The sequence below is a fragment of the Nocardioides sp. AN3 genome (genome assembly GCF_054653495.1).
Map to the genome: position 1 here is coordinate 20101 of NZ_BAAIGC010000027.1, position 19839 is coordinate 39939.

17 protein-coding genes are annotated in these 19839 nt (G+C 67.6%); 15 read left to right on the plus strand and 2 right to left on the minus strand.

Annotated elements, in window-relative coordinates; translation table 11 throughout:
- The first annotated feature begins 26 nt into the window (after positions 1 to 26).
- Positions 27 to 236, plus strand: a complete 210-nt coding sequence (locus tag ACYQ1K_RS22000; protein ID WP_459985449.1) for a hypothetical protein — start codon at positions 27 to 29, stop codon at positions 234 to 236.
- Positions 237 to 315: 79 nt separating this feature from the next.
- Positions 316 to 897 carry a TetR/AcrR family transcriptional regulator gene (locus tag ACYQ1K_RS22005; RefSeq protein WP_459985450.1) on the plus strand — a complete coding sequence of 194 codons (582 nt, stop codon included), beginning with the start codon at positions 316 to 318 and terminating at the stop codon, positions 895 to 897.
- A 4-nt stretch (positions 898 to 901) separates the two neighbouring features.
- Here ACYQ1K_RS22005 and ACYQ1K_RS22010 read toward each other — a convergent pair whose 3' ends face one another.
- Positions 902 to 2572, minus strand: a complete 1671-nt coding sequence (locus ACYQ1K_RS22010) for a CocE/NonD family hydrolase (protein WP_459985451.1) — start codon at positions 2570 to 2572, stop codon at positions 902 to 904.
- Between the two features lie 132 nt (positions 2573 to 2704).
- Here ACYQ1K_RS22010 and ACYQ1K_RS22015 point away from each other — a divergent pair, with 132 nt between their 5' ends.
- The 13 genes from ACYQ1K_RS22015 (at position 2705) to ACYQ1K_RS22075 (ending at position 19047) form a co-directional block, all read left to right on the plus strand.
- Entirely contained in the window at positions 2705 to 4360 is a 1656-nt protein-coding gene (locus ACYQ1K_RS22015; protein WP_459985452.1) for an AMP-binding protein, read from the plus strand.
- Positions 4357 to 5127, plus strand: coding sequence for an enoyl-CoA hydratase/isomerase family protein (locus ACYQ1K_RS22020; RefSeq protein ID WP_459985453.1), 771 nt, complete (start codon positions 4357 to 4359; stop codon positions 5125 to 5127). The genes ACYQ1K_RS22015 and ACYQ1K_RS22020 overlap by 4 nt, the downstream gene beginning before the upstream one ends.
- Positions 5127 to 5933 carry an SDR family NAD(P)-dependent oxidoreductase gene (locus ACYQ1K_RS22025; protein WP_459985454.1) on the plus strand — a complete coding sequence of 269 codons (807 nt, stop codon included), beginning with the start codon at positions 5127 to 5129 and terminating at the stop codon, positions 5931 to 5933. The genes ACYQ1K_RS22020 and ACYQ1K_RS22025 overlap by 1 nt, the downstream gene beginning before the upstream one ends.
- 77 nt (positions 5934 to 6010) lie before the next feature.
- A complete protein-coding gene (locus ACYQ1K_RS22030) occupies positions 6011 to 6784 on the plus strand; it encodes a zinc-binding dehydrogenase (protein WP_459985455.1) in 774 nt (257 codons plus the stop codon).
- A gap of 152 nt (positions 6785 to 6936) precedes the next feature.
- On the plus strand, positions 6937 to 8550 hold the full coding sequence (locus tag ACYQ1K_RS22035; RefSeq protein WP_459985456.1) for an ABC transporter substrate-binding protein: 1614 nt from the start codon (positions 6937 to 6939) through the stop codon (positions 8548 to 8550).
- 263 nt (positions 8551 to 8813) lie between these two features.
- Complete coding sequence (locus tag ACYQ1K_RS22040; RefSeq protein WP_459985457.1) at positions 8814 to 9638, plus strand: citryl-CoA lyase; 825 nt, start codon at positions 8814 to 8816, stop codon at positions 9636 to 9638.
- Positions 9639 to 10034: 396 nt separating this feature from the next.
- The gene (locus ACYQ1K_RS22045; protein ID WP_459985458.1) at positions 10035 to 11207 is read left to right on the plus strand and encodes an acetyl-CoA acetyltransferase; all 1173 of its coding nucleotides are present in this window, start codon (positions 10035 to 10037) and stop codon (positions 11205 to 11207) included.
- The gene (locus ACYQ1K_RS22050; protein ID WP_459985459.1) at positions 11204 to 12793 is read left to right on the plus strand and encodes an AMP-binding protein; all 1590 of its coding nucleotides are present in this window, start codon (positions 11204 to 11206) and stop codon (positions 12791 to 12793) included. Before ACYQ1K_RS22045 ends, ACYQ1K_RS22050 begins: the two co-directional genes overlap by 4 nt.
- Entirely contained in the window at positions 12790 to 13707 is a 918-nt protein-coding gene (locus ACYQ1K_RS22055; protein ID WP_459985461.1) for a PCC domain-containing protein, read from the plus strand. The genes ACYQ1K_RS22050 and ACYQ1K_RS22055 overlap by 4 nt, the downstream gene beginning before the upstream one ends.
- Entirely contained in the window at positions 13704 to 16493 is a 2790-nt protein-coding gene (locus ACYQ1K_RS22060) for an FAD-binding and (Fe-S)-binding domain-containing protein (RefSeq protein WP_459985462.1), read from the plus strand. Before ACYQ1K_RS22055 ends, ACYQ1K_RS22060 begins: the two co-directional genes overlap by 4 nt.
- A 26-nt stretch (positions 16494 to 16519) precedes the next feature.
- Complete coding sequence (locus ACYQ1K_RS22065) at positions 16520 to 17479, plus strand: alpha/beta hydrolase (RefSeq protein WP_459985463.1); 960 nt, start codon at positions 16520 to 16522, stop codon at positions 17477 to 17479.
- Positions 17480 to 17729: 250 nt separating this feature from the next.
- A complete protein-coding gene (locus ACYQ1K_RS22070) occupies positions 17730 to 18593 on the plus strand; it encodes an SDR family NAD(P)-dependent oxidoreductase (RefSeq protein ID WP_459985464.1) in 864 nt (287 codons plus the stop codon).
- 79 nt (positions 18594 to 18672) lie between these two features.
- Positions 18673 to 19047, plus strand: coding sequence for an MmcQ/YjbR family DNA-binding protein (locus ACYQ1K_RS22075; protein ID WP_459985465.1), 375 nt, complete (start codon positions 18673 to 18675; stop codon positions 19045 to 19047).
- A gap of 28 nt (positions 19048 to 19075) precedes the next feature.
- On the opposite strand, the gene ACYQ1K_RS22080 is transcribed toward ACYQ1K_RS22075, so the two are convergent.
- A complete protein-coding gene (locus ACYQ1K_RS22080; protein ID WP_459985466.1) occupies positions 19076 to 19834 on the minus strand; it encodes an SDR family NAD(P)-dependent oxidoreductase in 759 nt (252 codons plus the stop codon).
- Between the last annotated feature and the right edge of the window lie 5 nt (positions 19835 to 19839).

Here is a 19839-nt window from a genome sequence, read left to right on the forward strand (position 1 = left end):
AATCTGCAGATTGCGAGGAGCAGACCTTGAGCAACGCGAACCTGCCGGTCTTCGAGGCCCAGATGGCAGCATTCGGCGAGATGGACGTCCTCCTCACCCTGAACGCGGGCGCAGTCGCACGGGTCCAACCAGTCTGCGACACTCGGTGGCGCAGCGGCACCGGAGTGGCAACCAACTCCTCAGTCTGGTTCTGGTGGATCTCCATATGGCTCGTGGTCTCGCAAGTCCGTGAGTAGCCGGCGTGTGGTGTGAGACGATCGGTCGGTGTCCTCTACGTCTCGGTCCAGCGATGCGGTCAGGGATCGACGGCCTCGGGTGAGGCGAGCGGATCCGCGTCGCGAACGGTTGCTGCGGGAGCTGGAGGAGATCTTCCTGAGTGAAGGGTTCAGCTCCCTGACGACCGATCAGCTGTGCAAGAGGCTGCGGTGCTCGAAGTCGACGCTGTACAGCGTGGCGGGGTCTCGTGAGCAGATCAACCAGGCCGTCGTGCGGTACTTCTTCGCGCACTCCAGCGCCGAGATCGAGGCCAACCTGAACGGCACCATCGACCCCGCCAGCCGGATCGTCACGTACCTGGAAGGTGTTGGCCGGGCGATGGACCGCAACTCGCCCGCGTTCTACGAGGACATGGTCGGCTATGCCCCGACGGCGGAGATCTACCGCATGAACTCCGAGGCGGCGGCTGCCCGGGTGCAGGGGATGATCGAGGAGGGTGTTCGGGAGGGAGACTTCCGCGCGACGGATGCTGCTCTCGCGTCCTTGACGGTCGCCTACCTCATGGACGGCGTACAGTCCGGCGAGGTGCTCCGGGCGACGGGGCTCAGCGCGGGGGCGGCGTTCGCCGAGCTTGGTGAGCTGCTGGTGCACGGACTGGCGGTTCGCGACCGCCAGCCCTGAGCAATCAGCTGGGAACGACGGGGAGGACGATCCGCGAAGGACGGCTGCGGTCGTGATGGATCCGTTGCTGCGCCACACGCATCGTGATGCCTTCCGTCACGGGCTCGCCGGTGTTGAGGTTGCGGTCCCAGCGGGGGAAGTTGCTGGACGTGACATGTACGCGCAGGCGGTGCCCGGCCTTGATGACGATGGACGTGGACCACAGGTCGATGTCAACTTCGTCGACGCGCCCCGGCTTGGTGTTGACGCGGGTGATGCCGTCGACGATGTTGCGTGACACGCCCTTGTCATCGACGTCACACAGCCGCACGACCCAGTCGGTGCAGGGTCCGTCGGTCGAGACGAAGAGTGTGGCGCGGACGCGACCGGTGATCTCGAGGTCGGCTTCGAGGGGATCGGTGGTGAAGACGAGTACGTCGTCGCGAGCCTCGGTGTCGCGTTGGTCCAAGGGCCCGGCGGGGAACTCGGTGGCCATGACGAGGTTGCCGCCGCGCGTCAGGACCGGGTCGGCGGGGTCGTAGGTGTACGTCGACTGGTCCTGGTCGACCTCGGGTGCGCTCCAGGTCAGCGTCGAGTCCTTGTTCAGGTGCAGGGCGACATCGGTGGCGCGGGCCAGGGGCCACTCCTCCTCGGCGCGCCACTGGTTGATCCCCATGACGAACAGCAGGACCCCGGACTTGTGGGCAGCCGTGGCCGGCAGCTCCTTGAGCCAGTGGTCGTACCAGCCACGCTGGATGTCGCTCACCGACTGCCCGCCCGGCAGGAGGGCTGACAGCCCGAAGTTGACCTCGCCGACCTGGCCACCGAGAAAAGGAGTCACCAAGTTCTCGTGGTGCCAGGGGCCGACGACGAGGCGCGCGGTGCGGCCGTGGGTCCGCAGCCCGACGTAGTTGTCGAGGTCGCCTTGGAGAAAGACGTCGTACCAGCCGGCGAAGCCGAGGCTGGGCACGTTGATGTCGGCGTACCGGCTCGAGACGCGTGACTCTTCCAGGGTCGCCGGGTCGGCCAGTGCCCGGGTGAGGCCGAGGTCGGGCTGGCCGGTTGCTTCGAGCGCTGGCTGGGCGCCCGCGGGCAGCTGCCAATAGGTCTGCGATGCGAGCGAGTCGTAGTCGCTCACGGTCGCCATCAGTCCCTTGATCATCTCGTCCGGCTCGAGCCCTGCCTTCGGGATCTGATCGAGAGCGGTCATCAGGCCCCACGAGGCGTTGAGTCCCAGCTCGATCGCTCCGCCGCGGAACAACAGACCGTTGTCCGGATCGGCCCAGGTCGTGGCCGGGGCGATCGCGACCAGGTGCGGCGCCCCCGCGATGGCGGCACTCCACTGGGTGCTGCCCAAGTAGCTGCCACCGAACATGCCTACTCTGCCATTGCTGCCCGGTAGGGACGCGGCCCACTCGACGGTGTCGTAGCCGTCCTCGCGCTCATGCTTCCAGGGCGCCCACTCGCCGTCCGAGGTGAAGCGACCACGGGTGTCCTGGGACACCACGATGTAGCCCGCGCGCACCAGGGCCTTGAAGTCGAGGTAGCCGGATTCGAACAGGTCCTTGCCGTAGGGGTGACGGGTCACCAGCACCGGGAACGGGCCCTCGCCGACGGGGCGGAACACGTTCGCCCGCAAGACGGTGCCGTCCCGCATCGTCGCGGGAACATCGAGCTCGATCCTGATCTCCCGCATGGGCTGTCCTCTCTGAGACGGTGCCGGAGCCGCCGAACCGGGAGCTCGAGGCTGGTGATGATGGTAACATATGGAGTACGGTTGTATCAATAGTCGTACTCTATGCAGCAGTCCGAAAGGTAGGGACCGGGGTTGACCAACACGACGCACAGGATTGCGGACGGCCACTTGGCCGGTGCGCATCAACGCGCGCTTCAGATCCACGCCGAGTTCAACGGCGCGGACGCCGCAGCGCCATGGCTGATGTGCGACCGGCACCCCATCCAAGCCGTGGCGTTCCGGTTCGTCAATGCGGAGCTGCAGGTCCGCGACATGACGTATGGCGAGCTCGCGGAGCGCTCGCGCCGCGCCGCGCACGTCCTTGCCGAGCGCGGTGTCCGCGCGGGGGATCGGGTCGCCTCGCTGCTGGGGAAGGGACCTGATCTTCCCGCGCTGCTCCTCGGGATCTGGCGACTGGGGGCGGTGTACGTCCCCCTGTTCACCGCCTTTGCAGCCGCGACCGTCGCAGAACGCATCGCAGATGCCGGTGTCATGCTCGTCGTCACCGACGCCGACCAGCTGCCGAAGGTCCGGGATCTCCGCATCCCGGTCCTGATGGCCAACACCGGAGAGGCCGCCGGTGCCGCCGCTGACGACTTCGGAGCGGCCCTGGACGCAGGGCCGCAGTGGGCCGGCACGACGCCAGTGACCGGTCCGGAGACGCCGATCGTGCAGATGGCGACCTCGGGAACCACCGGCAAGCCGAAGGTCGTCGTCCACCCCCTCGCCTACGCCGCCGGCTGGCAGTCGTACGTCGAGCTCGCCCTCGCCCCCGGCGAGAGCTATTGGTGCGGCGCCGACCCCGGTTGGGCCTACGGCCTCTACACGCTCATCATCGGACCGCTCGCTGCCGGGGTGCCCAGCCTCTTCACCTGCGGCACCTTCAAGCCCGAGGCGACCTGGCAGGTACTCGAACGGCTGCGGGTCAGCGACTATGCCGCCGCTCCGACGGCCCTGCGGGCGCTGCGAGCCTGCGATCCCGGCGTCGATCTACCCGCGCTGCGACGGCTCTCCACCGCCGGTGAGCCGCTGACCCCCGAGGTCAGCGAATGGTCGCGCGAGCGCTTCGGCATCGACGTGCATGACCACTTCGGGCAGACCGAGCTGGGCATGCCGGCCGGGTTCGCGCACCACGCCGACCTTGCCCGCAACGTCGTCGCCCGTGCCATGGGGGAGTCGCTGCCCGGGTGGACGGTGACGGTGCTGCGCTCCGACACCGACGAGCCGGCATCGGTGGCCGAGGTCGGCCGGCTAGCCGTCGACGTCGCCCACAGTCTCTTTTTCACGTTCACGGGCTACGGCATCGCTCGTGACACCCGAGGCTCGCGGTTCACCAGCGACGGGGCCTTCTACCTCACTGGGGACCTCGCCTCGCGTGACGAGGACGGCCTGATCAGGTTCTCCTCACGCGATGACGACGTCATCCTGATGGCCGGATACCGCATCGGCCCGTTCGACGTCGAGAGTGTGTTGGTCACCCATCCGCAGGTGGTCGAGTGCGCGGTCGTCGCGACCCCCGACCCGGTCCGCGGGGAGGTCGTCCACGCCTACGTCGTGCCGGCGAGCGCCCCCAAAGAACCGGACGCCCTGGTCAGCGAGCTCCAGAACTGGGTGCGCACCCGGTACGCCGCCCACGCCTACCCGCGCCTGGTCACCTTCGTCGACTCCCTGCCGAAGACCCCGAGCGGGAAGATCCAGCGCGCGGCACTGCGCGCCGCGCGCAGCGCCGACACCGGGACCGCCGGATGAGCGAGCTGATCGTCGAGCGGCGCGGGCCGGTCGAAACCTGGACCCTCAACCGCCCCGAGCGCCGCAACGCCCTGGACCGGCATCTTGTGACGCGGCTGCAGGCCGCCATAACAGCAGCACAGGCGGCCGACATCCAGGCCGTCGTCCTCCGCGGAGCGGGACCGAGCTTCTGTGCGGGCGCGGACCTCGCGCTGCTCAGCACCTACGAGTTCGGCGGTGCTACACCTCGCGATCACCTGACCGCCATCTGGGAACTCACACTGGCGATGGAGCGCTCCGCGACGATCTTCGTCGCCGAGCTGCACGGGCACGCCGTCGCCGGAGGCCTCGAGCTCGCCCTTGCCTGCGACGTCGTACTCGCCTCGTCTCGAACCCTCATCGGTGACGGGCACGTACGGCGCTGCCTGGTGCCCGGTGGCGGTGCGAGCGCACGGATGGAACGCAACCTCGGCCGCTCCGCCGCCACCTGGCTCGCTCTGACCGGTGAGCTCCTGCCGGCCGAGCACCATGCCTTCGCGTCGTGGCTCCACGCAGTCGCCGCACCCGAGGACCTCGCGGAGTCCACCGCCGCGGTGGTGGACGCGCTCCTCGCCGTCCCGGCCACAGCCCGCGCCGCCTACAAGCAGCTGCTCAACGAGACACACGGTGCCTTGTCTGCCAGCGATCGCGACCGAGAGCTGGACGCCTTCGACCGGCACTGGCGCGCCAACGACGTCCCGAACGCTCTGCGCACCTTCCTGGCGAAGACGAACCGAGAGGCATCCTGATGTCCGACCGCTCCACCGACGACATGCCCAGAACCGCGGCCACGATCAGTGGGCCAACGGGCCGGTACGCCGACCAGGTCGTCCTGGTCACCGGCGGCGCCCAGGGACTCGGCCGCGCGATGGTGCGCCGCTTCGCCGCCGAGGGAGCCCGTGTCCACTTCGTCGACGTCAACGCGACTGCGGGAGCCGAGGTCCTCGGCGAGCTCGAGGGGCACAATCACGGGTTCGCCAAGGTCGACATCACCGATCACGAGGCAGCCCGGCACTGGGTCGACGACGTGGCTCAGAACGAGGGGCGGATCGACGTACTCGTCAACAACGCAGGCATCATCCGCGACAACCGCATCGAGAACATCAGCGTGCCGGACTGGGAAGCAGTCCTCGCCGTCAGTCTGACCGGGGCGTTCTCCTGCACCCAAGCCGCCTTCGCGCACATGCGCGACCGGCAGTACGGACGCGTCCTGTCCTTCTCATCGATGAGCTGGCGGGGCAACTTCGGCCAGGCCAACTACGTCGCGGCGAAGGCCGGCGTCGTCGGGCTCACCCGCGGGTTCGCCCTCGAGGGGGCCCGGCACGGCGTCACCGCCAACGCCATCGCACCCGGACTCATCGAGACACCGATGCTCGCCTCCATGAACGCGCCCGCCCGCGACAAGCTCGTCGGCAAGGTGCCGATGCGTCACACCGGCCAGCCCGAGGACATCGCGGCTGCCGCCGCGTTCCTGTGCTCACGCGAAGCCGGCTACATCACCGGAGTCGTCCTCGACGTCGACGGTGGCATCGGGATCGGATCATCCGTCCGCTAGTGAGCTGAATGAGGAGAGCCATGCGCGCAGCGTTGATCCACGCTTTCGAGGGTCCGACATCGGTCCAGATTCAGGACGTGCGCGAACCGATGCCGGCCCCCGGCCAGGTCCTTGTCGACGTTCACTACGCCGGCGTCGTCTTCCCCGATGTGCTCAACACCCGGGGCGAGTACCAGATGCGCCCGGTGTTGCCGCTCCCCGCCGATGTGTCGCTCGCCACGGGAGCAGCGCTGCCCCTGAACTACCTGACGATGCACTTCGCTCTCCAGCGCAGGGCGGGGCTGCGGGCCGGTGAGACAGTCCTGGTGCACGGCGCCGGTGGCGGACTGGGGGCTGCCGCGTGCCAACTCGCGCGTGTTTACGGCGCGCGAGTGCTGGCCGTCGTGTCGACCGCCGAGAAGGGCAAGGCCGCCCGGGCGGCTGGTGCTGACGAGGTCGTGCTGGTCGACGGTTTCCGAGACGCGATTCGCATGCTGACCCACAACAAGGGTGTCGATGTCGTCGTCGACCCCGTCGGCGGCGATCGCTTCACCGACTCACTGCGTTGCCTGGCTACCGAGGGGCGTCTGCTGGTCCTGGGCTTCACGGGACGTTCGATTCCCACCGTCACGGTGAACCGGCTGCTCCTCACGAACACTACGGTGATGGGCGCAGCCTCAGAGGAGTATTGGCAGAACCATCCGGCCTACCCGCGCCAGCAGTGGAGCGAGCTGCTGCCCATGATCAAGTCCCGGGACGTCGAGCCCCCGATCGGACACGTTCTACCGCTTGAGCAGAGTGCACAGGCACTGCGCATCCTGGACGAGCGCCAGGCCGTGGGCCGAGTGTTGATCCAGATCCGCGAGGATTGATCGCGCATTCCGTCGTGCCAGCGAGTCCTTCCTCGCCGCCTGTGAGATCCCCCGAGTCACGTGAGCGGACTGGTGCGTTCTCCAAGTGACGCGTTCTCGCCACGCCCATAGCGTCCCCGCCAACCACATCGGGCCGGCTGAAGGGGACGAAGATGACCGATCCAATACCCAGTGCTCAGGAGCTGACCAAGAGCCTCAGCGCGACAGGCCTCTCCCGACGGCGGGTGCTCGCGACGGGCGGCCTGACTGTCGGAGCACTGCTGTTCGCCGCCTGCAGCAACTCCGCGTCATCTCGATCGGATCCGTCGGCCGCGGGTGGCACCCCACGCAAGGGCGGCACGATCAGGGTGGCCGTCAGCGACGGGCAGTCAACGGATTCGCTCGACCCGGGCCTGATCATCTCGCAGAACACCGCGATCGTCTGCAACGCGCTGTACGACACTCTCACCACGGTGGACGACAACTTTCGCCCGGGACCGGCTCTCGCGGAGTCGTGGGAATCCACGCCCGACGCGAAGCAATGGACCTTCCGGCTGCGCAAGGACGTGAAGTGGCACGATGGCTCGGACTTCACGTCCGCCGACGTGGTCGACACACTCAAGCGATGGGTCGACGCAAAGACCGGCAACGAGATGTTCGGCAGCATGAGCCCGTACATCACGGCTGAGGGTCTCGAGGCGCCCGATCCACACACCGTGGTGGTGAAGCTGAAGGCGGCAAACAGCATTCTTCCTGCCTTGGTCGGAAGCAACTGGAATGCCAAGGTCACCAAGGCCGGGACCACAGAGTTCAACGAGAAGACCGCCATCGGGACCGGACCTTTCAAGCTCACTGCATGGACTCCTGGTGTCAGCTGGTCGGCGACTCGCAACGAGAGCTACTGGGGTGGCGCTCCCCATCTGGACGGCATCCAGGTCAAGGTCACACCGGACCAGGGTGCGAAGCTGCAAGGAATCCTCGCTGGATCGACAGACATCACCGACGACGTGCCGATCTCCTTCTGGGCCACTCTCAAGGGGCAGCCGAACGCTTCCATCGAGACGTTCAAGGGGAAGTCCGCCTGGGTCTTCGCCTTCGACCAGCGACACGCACCGTTCGACAACCAGAAGGTCCTCGAAGCGCTGAAGCTGGCGACGGACCGCAAGGCGATCCTCAAGGCCGCGCTCCAAGGGCACGGAACGGTCACGGATGACTTCCCCACCTTCCCGGGAGGGGACTTCTACCCTCAGGGTGCGGCGTCTGAGTTCAGCATCGAGAAGGCCAAGAGCCTGCTCGCGGAAGCTGGCTATCCGGACGGGCTGGACATCGAGCTCAGCACGTCGAACGTCACGGCGGGCATGCTCGACATGGCGCAGGCCTGGCAGCAGGTGGTCAAGCCCGCAGGCATCAACGTCAAGCTCAATCAGTTCCCGTTGAACACCTACTGGGAGAAGGGTTGGATGGCGACCCCCGCCTTCCAGGACTACTTCAACAGGTTCCACCCTGCCGCCGTTCTGCAGTCGTTCTATATGCAGTCCGGTCCGTGGTGGGACACGAAGTTCCAGGACCCTCGCCTGCCGGCCAAGGTCTCGGAGATCATGAGCGAGACCGATCCGAAGCGCCAGGAACAGCTCACGCAGGACGCCCTTCTGATGGTCCGTGAGACGTACAGCTTCGTCATCCCGCTCTACACCGATGGCGGCTGGGCCCAATCGAACAAGGTCAAGGGCGTCGAGTGGAACTTCGTGAACCAGCTGGACTTCCGCAAGGCGTGGATGAGCGCTTGAGGGGCCGCTAGCGCGCAAGGGTGGACGACGTTCCCACCCGCAGTGGGTGCGCCTCGGGAGCGCTGAGGCGCACCCACTGCGCGTGAAGGCAGAGCCTGGTGCCGAGCCGTGCTCCTTGGGGGCCGGGTTCGGCATGACGTTGCCGAGCTCGTCCCAGGGGTCCCACGAAGATCAGCTCTCAGGCCTGGGAGAACTCCAATGGTGGGGCCGGCCGGCGCTGGGTAACTTCCGAGAAGTTGACCTCAGGCGAATGGAGTGGGCAGATGACCGAGACTGCGGGCGAAGCGTCGCGATACTGGCACACGGAGGTCAGTGCGATCACGCCGGAGACGGTCATCATTCGTGGGTACAGGCTCGACGAACTGATCGGGTTGTCCTTCACGGCCGCGACCTACCTGATGATCAAGGGCCGCCTGCCGAGCCCGGCGGAGACCAAGGTCCTCGACGCGGTCATGACCGGCGTCCTCGACTATGGACTGGAGAAGTCCGGGACCGCCGCGGCTCGATACACGGTCTCGTGCAACCCTCACGTCCAGGCGGGGCTCGCGGCTGCCGCGCTCAGCGCCGGGGACTACGGTCTGGCCACCGAGAACACCTGCCGCTTCATCGCGAACACCTACGCCGAGTACGAGGAGTCCGATCTCGAGATGGAGGTCTTCGCCGAGCACGTGGTGGCCCGGGCGAGGCACAGCAAGTACCGAATCCCTGGATTCGGCCATCAGGTGTTCCGGTTCGAGGACCCCCGAGCGCAGATCTTGAAGCAGATCGCTGTCGACGCCGGACTCTGGGGTGACGAGGCAGTTCTGTACGAGGCGGTCCATCGGGCGTTCGTGCGTCAGCCGGGACGCGAACACTTCCCGATCAACGACGTGGCGGTTCTCGCGGCGATCACCGTGGCGATGGGCTTCACGCCCGAGGAGTCGACAGCGCTCGCCATCATCGGGACCCTCCCTGGCGTCGTGGCGCACATCTCCGAGGAACTGGCGTCTGGGAAGGTGCAGCGCATCATCCCGCGAGAGACCGTCGACTACGTCGTCCCCCGGCGGGAGCTGAAGGCAGACCTCAGGGCCGTCGGCTGGGACGTGTGAGCTGCTCCGGGCACAGTTGCGCGCAGCCGGGTCGGTCGAGGCTCAGCCACGGCCACCGAGAGACGTCGCACCCTCGACGGGTGAAGGAAGGCTGCATCCTTTGTCGAACGTCTCGACCAGCCGACGCCCGGTCCACCGGTCGACGTGGAGTGGTTCCGGCGCGTGCTTCCGACAACTGTTGAATGACCCGGCGGCAAGACTCGGTGCGCGACGGTAGTCACTGCCCGCGGCCCGGCGCAGGGTTGGTGCGGGAGGTCTCGTTGCTGGTTCGCGCGAGCGGGTGACGGACCTCCGTCCGTACGGGCGTGCGCGCGTCAGTCAGTACTTCAGGAGGTAGACCATGTCAGTGCCCATCACCGGCTCCGAGAGCTCTGTCCGTATGGCGACGGTGTCGGCGTGACCGCTCCGACCACCTCCATCATCGGATGGAAGCACTCGCCCTTCGGCAAGCTGGAACACCCGGACACCGCGTCGCTGATGGGGTCGGTGATCCCCGGAGCCATCGAGCACGCCGGACTTGCGCCTGAAGACATCGACGGTGTCTACGTCGGTGTCTACAACAACGGGTTCACCACGCAGGACTTCCAGGCCGGCCTCGTCTCGATGGCCGTTCCCGCGCTGGCCGAGGTGCCGGCGACCCGACTCGAGAACGCATGTGCGACCGGCTCTGCCGCCCTCTACGCCGCCCTCGACCACATCGAGTCCGGCCGCGGCAAGGTCGCGCTCGTCGTCGGTGCCGAGAAGATGACGGGCGTCACCTCCGCTCGCGCTGGAGAGATCCTGCTCTCTGGCTGCTACGGCCCCGAGGAGTCGGCGGTGGAGAGCGGATTCGCGGGCGTCTTCGCGGGCATCGCAGCGGCCTACGGCGAACGGTACGGCGACCCCAGCGAGAGTCTCGCCCTCATTGCGGCGAAGAACCATCGCAACGGTGTCAGCAACCCCTATGCGCAGATGCGCAAGGACCTCGGGTTCGAGTTCTGCAACACCGTGTCGGACAGGAATCCGCTGGTCGCTCCGCCTCTTCGGCGGACGGACTGCTCACTCATCTCCGATGGTGCAGCCGCCCTCGTCGTGGCGGCCCCCGACGTCGCGCGATCCGCAGGACGACGCGTCGGATTCCGCGCTCGAGCGCAGGCCAACGACTTCATGGCACTCTCCAAGCGCGACCCGCTCGAGTTCGCCGGCGTACGCCGCGCGTGGAACTCGGCCATCGAGCAGGCTGGTATCACCACCCTCGACCTCGACCTGCTCGAGACGCACGACTGCTTCACGATCGCTGAGCTGCTCCAGTACGAGGCTCTCGGCCTCGCAGACCGCGGACAGGGTCGGCGCGTCCTCGACGAGGGCCTCGTCACACCGGACGGGAAGCTGCCGGTCAATCGCTCCGGCGGTCTCAAGGCCAAGGGGCATCCGATCGGGGCGACCGGCGTCTCCATGCACGCGATCGCAGCCATGCAGGTGACGGGGGAGGCCGGCGAGATGCAGCTCCCCTCAGTGGAGCTCGCTGGTGTCTTCAACATGGGCGGCTCCGCTGTCGCCAACTACGCAAGCATCCTGGAGGCTTGGTGAGCCGCCCACGCACCCCTGCAGTTCCCCGGGGCACCAGCAACCTGTCGACGCTGCTGCGACAGACCGCGGCGCGGCTACCTCAGGAGCCGGCGCTCATCCGTGGAGCAGTCTGTTGGAACTGGGCAGAGCTCGACGGTCGGGTGGACGCTCTGGCGTCGGCGTTCCTCGACGGCGGCCTCGGCCCGGGCGACGTCGTCATGCTTCACGCTCCCAACAGCCGCGACTACCTCACGGTCCTGTTCGCGGCATGGCGCATCGGCGCTACCATCACGCCGACGAACTGCAAGCTGACCTCGGACGAGGTCGTGGCGCTCGCAGGCGTGGTGCGGCCAGCACTCCTCGTCGTGGGGGAGGGCGCTCACGGTCACGCCGCAGCGCTGGCTCCGGTCCCGTCGTGGACCATCTCGGACGACCCCGGCTCCGCCGCGTCACCGCACATCGGCCGGCTGATCGAGAAGCACCTCGGGAGCCGTGTCGACGACGCGGATGTCATGGTCGGCGACCCCGCCTGGTTCTTCTTCACGTCCGGAAGCTCCGGGCGTCCCAAGGCTGCAGTCCTGACGCACGACCATCTCGCTTTCATCGTCAACAACCACATCGCCGACCTCATGCCGGGTCTGTCAGCCGCAGACGCAACCCTGGTCCTCGCACCGCTGTCGCACGGAGCAGGGATCCACGTCCTGACGCACGTCGCTCGTGGGGCTCGTGTCGTGTTGCTGCCTGGGGAGTCACTCGACGTCACGCAGGCGTGGTCGCTCATCGCTGAGCATGGCGTCTCGACGATGTTCACCGTGCCGACCATCCTCAACAGGCTGGTCGCCGCGGTCGACGAGAACACCAACCACTCCTCCCTCCGCCAGGTCATCTACGCGGGTGCCCCGATCACCCGGCAGGACCAGCGGCGGGCCTTCGACATCCTCGGTCCCGTCATCGAGCAGTACTACGGGCTCGCCGAGGTCACCGGCGCGATCACGGTGCTCCCGCCGGAGCTGCACGAGGATGTTCCGACGTACGAGGGAATCGTCACCGCCGGGTATGCGCGAACGGGAATGACGATCTCGATCAGGGACGCCGAGGGCCTTCCCGTGCCTGCTGGCGAACGAGGGGAGATCTGCGTCGTCGGCCCGGCCGTCTTCGCCGGCTACCTCGAGAACGACGAGGCCAACGCGAAGGCCTTCCGGGACGGATGGTTCCGCACTGGCGACCTGGGGGTGATGGATGAACGGGGCCTGCTGTACATCACGGGACGAGCCTCGGACATGTACATCTCGGGTGGGTCGAACATCGATCCTCGTGAGGTCGAGGAGAAGATCCTCGTGCACCCGCAGGTCCGCGCGGTCGGTGTGGTCGGCGCGCCCGACGCGGAGTGGGGTGAGGTCGGGTACGCCGTCGCGGTCGTGGATGGGGAGCTGACCGCTGAGGAACTGCTGGCGTGGTGTCGCGAGCACATGGCGCGCTACAAGGCTCCCAAGTTCGTCCACCTCGTCGGACAGCTCCCGACGACGGCCTACGGCAAGGTGACGACACCTGTTCTTCGCGCGCTGCTCCAGGAAGCCGGCGTATGGCCGGAGGCGCGCGTTCGATGATCGACGCCGATACGTGTGGGCTCCTCGCAGATGCCGTGCGTCTGACCCATCCCGGTCCGGTGGCCGCGGAACGCGTCATCTACCTGCCCACGCGACTCACGGCGTATGACGTCGAGCTGCCCGCCGGGATTCCCCTGCTCGAGGCACTCCAGCAGCTGCTCGATCAGACAGGATGCGTCTCGGCGAACGGCCAGCTCGTGGGGGGTGAGTTGCGCGAGTTCTCCTACTACATCCCTGACGTCGGCCCCGTGGGCGGTCCCGTCGCGAACTTCAGCAGGCCCTACGTGGGGAAGGCGCCCGGACGCATGGTCCGCGGCGGCATCACGATCGGGCGTCGTGATGGTCGGGTGTTCTGCCACAGTCACTCCCTGTTCGTGGACGCAGACGGGACCGAGCGCGCCGGCCACCTCATCCCTGAAGCGGTTGTTCTGGGCGCCGGTGTCCGCGCCCAGGTCTGGGGTGGTGCCGACGTCCTGGTCGAGGCACAGCCTGATCCCGAGACGCAGATGTCGCTGTTCACCCCACGGCGCGTCGCGAGGACCGATGGTGGGGACGTGAGGGCGATCGTCTGCCGGGTCCGGCCCAACGTCGACTTCGTCGGCATGGTCGAGCACCTGACGCAGGAGCAGGGCTGGTCGGGCGCGGATGTGCGCGGCCAGGTCGGGTCGCTTGCCGGCGGTCGGCTCGAGCAGCCCGACGGCTCCGTGGTGACGGTCGATGGCCCTGCGACCGAGGTCATGTTCCTCGATGGCACTGTGCGCCGCCGGGAGGGCAGGATGACCGCCGATCTCGACGCCCACCTGGTCGACCGCCATGGCGAGGTGCATCGGGGCCGGGTGCGCCCCGGCGAGAACGCGGTCGCCGTGACGTACGAGCTGGTCCTGACAGAGGCTCTCGAGGGCGACGCTTCGTGAGTGTCGCCTCTCGACTGGAGCGCTGCGGCGTCGATCCGGCCTCGGTGCGTGATCGGGCCTTGGACCTCGCTGCGGCAGCGGCTGATGCGTCCCATTACCTCCTCACTCCTCAGGCTGTCGTCGTCGCCCGCGACGAGGCTGCGGTCGGCCGAGTGATGGCGGCCTGCGCGGCAGAAGGCCTTCCGGTGACCTTTCGTGCCGGGGGCACGAGCCTCTCCGGTCAAGCCGGCACCGACGGGGTCCTTCTCGACGTCCGTCGCGGCTTCCGCGGGATCGAGGTCCTCGACGACGGCGCCCGGGTCAGAGTGTCGCCGGGCACGACGGTCCGAGCTGTCAACGCCGCCCTCGGCCGTTACGGCCGTATGCTCGGGCCCGACCCCGCGAGTGAGTCCGCCTGCACGATCGGAGGCGTCGTCGCCAACAACTCCAGCGGGATGAGCTGCGGGACGGCGGGCAACGCCTATCACACGCTCGACAGCCTTCGAGTCGTGCTGTCGAGCGGCACCGTCGTCGACTCGGCCGCCGCCGATGCGAACGCGCGGCTCGCCCACGACGAACCCGACCTCCACGCCGGACTTCTGCGGCTGCGCGACACGATTCGCGGCGACGCCGCCATGCAGGCAGAGATCGAGCGGTTGTTCTCGATCAAGAACACAATGGGCTACGGGGTCAACGCCTTCCTCGACCACGAGCAGCCGGTGGAGCTCCTCGCACACCTGATCGTCGGATCCGAGGGCACCCTCGCCTTCGTGTCGTCGGCGACCTTCCGGACCCTTCCGCTACGGCCCCACGCTGCGACAGGGATGCTCATGCTTCCCAGTCTGGGCTCGGCAACAGACATGCTTCCCGACCTCGTGGCCTCCGGCGCCGCCGCGATCGAGCTGCTCGACACGCGATCCCTGCAGGTGGCGGCTCGTGATCCGCGCGCGGTGCCGGTCTTGACCGACACGAAGCTGGTGAATCACGCGGCGCTGCTGATCGAGTACCAAGCCGAGTCGGCAGCAGAAGTTGCCGAGCTCCTCGCGACCGCGCGCCCACTCCTCGGCAACGTCCGTCCGAGCTCAGACTCCGCGATTCGTGCGGATCTGTGGCACATCCGCAAGGGCCTCTACGCGACCGTCGCCGGGGCACGCCGGCCTGGGACGACCGCGCTCCTCGAGGACGTCGCGGTTCCGATGGCGACGCTGACGGACGCGTGCGCGGACCTGGACGAGGTCTTCGTCGCGCACGGGTACGACGCGGGTGACACCGTCGTGTTCGGGCACGCGAAGGACGGCAATCTCCACTTCATGGTCACCGAGGACCTCGGAACCGGGGCGGGGGTCGCCCGCTATGCGGCCTTCACCGAGGACTTGGTCGACGTCGTGCTCGCTCACGGTGGGACGCTGAAGGCCGAGCATGGCACCGGCCGCGTGATGGCGCCCTTCGTCGAGCGTCAGTACGGACCGGCGCTCACCGGCATCATGCGAGAGGTCAAGGCACTGTGTGATCCGGCAGCCATCCTCAACCCTGGCGTGGTGCTGACCGACGACCGGGCCGCCCACCTTCGTCACCTCAAGACGGTCAGCGCCGTCGAACCAGAGGTCGACCGGTGTGTGGAATGCGGATTCTGCGAACCAGTCTGCCCGTCGCGGGACCTGACCCTCACTCCTCGCCAGAGGATCGTCGCCCGACGGGCCGAGGCGGCCCTCCGAGCCGAGGGCGACCACGAACGCGCCGAGGAGCTGGCAGCCGACTACTCCTATGACGGGGTGCAGACGTGCGCGGCCGACGGGATGTGCCAGACCGCTTGTCCGGTCGGCATCGACACGGGCTCGCTCGTACGTCGCCTGCGCTCGTCGGAGCACGGGGCCCTCGCCCAAGCCGCCGGGAGGTCCGCGGCGAGGCACTGGGCAGGTGCCACAAGGGCTGCCGCGCAGGGCCTGTCAGCCGCCCACGCCGCACCGAGGTTGGCTGGAGCCGCGTCGCGCCTGGGCCGCCGGGTCCTCGGCGAGGACGTGGTGCCGCTGTGGAGCCCCGACCTCCCTGGCGGCGGATCCGCCCGGAAAGCCCTCGAGCAGACGGCGGCGGAGGTCGTGATGCTTCCGAGTTGCACCGGCGCGATGTTCGGCGGCGACTCCCGGGCGACGGAGGCGTTCATCGCACTCTGTGAACGGGCCGGCGTGCTGGTGAGTGTGCCGGATGAGGTCGCGTCCCTGTGCTGCGGGATGCCGTGGAGCTCGAAGGGGCTCAGCGAAGGCGCCGAGGTCATGGCGGCCAGGGTCGGCAGCGCCTTGGAGCGCGCGACCGAGCGCGGGCGCCTCCCTGTCGTCTGTGACGCTGCCTCGTGCACCGAGGGGTTGGTGAAGTCGTTGCCGAATCCCCCTTTCACGATGGAGGACGCTGTCCCGTTCACCGCGCGTGTGCTGCTGCCTCGCCTCGCTCCCCGCCAGGTGCTCGCACGGCTCGCGCTGCACCCCACGTGCTCGTCGACCCGGTCGGGCAACAATGACGCGCTGAAGCGCCTTGCCGCGGCCGTCGCCGGCGAGGTGTTCGTACCGCCGTCGTGGGGGTGCTGTGCCTTCGCCGGCGACCGGGGGCTCCTGCATCCCGAGCTCACCGCCTCGGCGACTGCTCAGCAGGCCGCCGAGATCAAGGCGTACGCCGCCGACGGTCACGCGTCGTGCAATCGCACGTGCGAGCTCGGCATGAGCAGGGCGGTCGGCGCGCCGTATCGACACATCCTGACACTGCTGGAGGAAGCGACCAGGGTGCCCCCTGACAACGAGTCTGTGACGGAGACATGACTCATCAGCAATGAGGAGGTTCTAAGGTGATCAACTCTCAAGTGGAGACGACCGAGCTCGAGCTCGTGGAGCTTTCACACGGACAGGTGGACCCTGACGCTGACCTGGCGGACTTCCAGGCAACGCACCATATCTCCGGAAAGGACCTGGCGGCCTACACCTTGGCCGACGACGTGGTCTCTGATTACCGCCTGTGCGCCGATTCGCTGCCGCAGCCGGGCGTTGTGCAAGGAAAGTACTTCCACTTCCGCTGGACCAGTCACACCGTCTATCCCGGCGTTGCGAGGAGTGTCTACCTCTACCTCCCTCACGGTGCCGAGGACGCGGAGTCGGTGAACCTTGCCGTCTTCCAGGACGGTCGCGACTATGTCGGCGAGCTCGTGCGCGCAACCACGGTCCTCGACAATCTCGTGCACCGCGGCGAGATCCCGATGACGGCGGGCCTGTTCGTATGCCCCGGCGAGACGGGTCCCGGCTACCCGCACTTCGGTGGCGACCACAACCGCAGCATCGAGTACGACGTGGTCAACGGAGACTACGGACGCTTCCTCGTCGAGGAACTGTTCCCCGTCGTCCGGAGGAAGGTGCGGCTGACGAACGACCCGATGGGCAGGGTGATCTGTGGAATGAGCTCCGGCGGCGCCTGCGCGGTGACGGCGGCGTTCCATCACCCGGACGAGTTCGGGAATGTGATCTCCCACTGCGGGAGCTTCATCAATGTCAGAGGTGCGCACCAGCTGCCGACCATGTTCCGCCAGACCCCTCGCAAGCCGATCAGGATCTGGCACCAGACCGGCTCGCGAGACGTGGACGTCATCTTCGGCAACATCCCGATCGCGAACCGCGACCTCGACGCCTCGCTGAGGTACCGCCGCTACGATTCCCAGTTCGTGTTCGGCAACGGCGGGCACAGCCTTCGCCATGGCGGCGCCGTGTTCCCCGAAACGCTGCGGTGGATCTTCCGTGACCAGGTAGCACCCTGGTGACCGAAGGAAGGACCGAGGCCAGTGTGGAGCCGGATTCACCATCGGGCCACCTGACAGCCCCACTGTCGATTGCTCGCGCCTCCTCTTCGACAATGCGAGCAAGTCGGCGACGCAGCCCTCGTCGAGCGACCGTAGGCCTGCGACCTGAGAACGAGCATCGTAGGACTACAGATCATCGGACAGGCCAGCATGATCTATCGCATGCGATCGACCTGGCTGGTTGGGAACACTCAAGGGGCGGTGTCGGGGAATGCAGGTTGGCGAGACAGCGGTGAGCGCGGCCGGCAAGGCACCGGACGGCCGTCAGGCGGCTCACGACGACGAGTGGCGGTCTCGGCACGACCTTCGCGGCCGGGCCGCGATCGTCTTCGGAGCGGGTTCGTCCGGCGCCGCTCTGAGCAACGGCGAGGCAGCCGCTCGTGCGTACGCCCTGGCAGGCGCTGAAGTCGCGGTTGTCGACATCAACGCGAGCGAAGCCGAGCGAGTGGCCAAGGAGATCGGCGTCGCTGGCGGCAGCGCGATCGCGATCACGGCAGACGTGACCGACGAGGGCCAGGTCGTGGAGGCGATTCGCCGGGCGCAGCGCGAGCTCGGCGGTCCCGACATCCTGCACAACAACGTCGGTGTCGCCCGCATCGGCTCCGTACTCGAGCTGGAGCTCGACGCCTGGGAGTCCGCAGTCCGCCTCAACCTCACGAGCGCATACCTGAGCGTCCGGAACGTGCTTCCGATGATGCTCGAGGCCGGCCGCGGTGCCATCGTCAACGTCTCGTCCGTCGCGAGCATTCGAGACACCGGCTACACCTATCCCGTCTACAACGCGACCAAGGCGGCGGTGAACCAGTTCACCGTGTCGCTGGCGTTGACGTATGCGGCGCGAGGCATCCGTGCCAACGCGGTCCTGCCTGGGCTGATCGACACGCCGCTCGTCTCGAACCAGATCACCGCGGACCCGGACGCGCTTGCTGTCCGGCATGCGGCAAGCCCCACGGGTCGCATGGGTAGTCCCTGGGACGTCGCCAACGCCTCCGTGTTCCTCGCCAGCGACGCTGCGGCGTACGTCAACGGCGTCTGCCTCCCTGTGGACGGCGGACTCTCAGCCCGTTGCCTCTGAGCGTCGAGCGAGCTTCGCCGGCGGGTCAGTGCATCTGAGTGCCCGTGAACGGGAGCAGGACGTCAGAAGGGAGGCGGTGATGGACGGCCGCAAGCTCCAGGAGGTTGCGCGGCGTACAGCGCTCGCCCTCCCGGCGACCTCGCTCGGGCAGCCCTTCGGCCCTGACTGGGATGTGTTCAAGGTCTGGGGCAAGGTCTTCCTGCTGCTCACGGACGTGCCGGGCGAGCCGGTCGCGATCATGAAGTGTGAGCCCGACTTGAGCGCAGCATTGCGTGGATCCCACGAAGCGATCACCGCTGGCTACCACATGAACAAGCGTCATTGGATCACGATCCATGGTGGCCTCGACGTCGACAGAACGTTGGTCGACGAACTCGTTCAGAGCTCGTATCAGCTCGTGGTCGACGGACTGCCCCACCACTCCAGCCACGACGTGGCTGGGCATCACAGCTAGCGAGCGAGCCAGGATCTCGGCCGGAACGTCAGAGGGCGAGCACTCCAGCGGCAAGGAATCCTCCGTCGACCGGGATAGTGTGCCCCGTGATGTAGCCCGCCTCTTCCGAGCACAGGAACAGAACGGCGCCAGCGACCTCGCCGGCGGTGGCGTACCGGCCCATCGGGACCAGCCGGTGATACGCCTCCCTGGTGGCCCGCGAGTGTTCCTTCTGAGCCAACGGAGTCTCGACCGGTCCGGGGGCGACGGCGTTCGCCGTGATGCCGTCGGCGGCGAGCTCGATCGCCAACTGCCTGGTCAAACCCGTGAGTGCTGCTTTGGAGCTGCCGTAGGCGGTGCGCCCGACCCCAGCCCTGAATCCACTCACCGACGTGACGTTGACGATGCGACCCCAGCGGTGCTTCGCCATCAACGGCGCTGCACCCTTGGCCATCAGGAGCGGCCCGGTCACGTTCACGCCCAGAGTGGCGTTCCACTCGTCGAGACCGACGTCCGAGAGGGGTCTGAGCGTGGCGATGCCGGCACTGTTCACGAGGACGTCGCAACGACCGAACCGATCGCGCGCGAAGGACCAGAAGTCGTCGATCTCGGCGGGGACCAGAAGGTCCAGCTCATGGGCCCCGATGTCGACGCCGCTGTCACCGAGCTCGGAGACCAGCGCGTCCGCGGCCGAGGCATTGCGGTCGACGATGACGATCGACATGTCCAGCTGTGCCAAGCGACGTACGACCTCCTCGCCGATCCCACTGGCGCCGCCGGTCACCACGGCAAGACGTGTGCCACCCATCATTG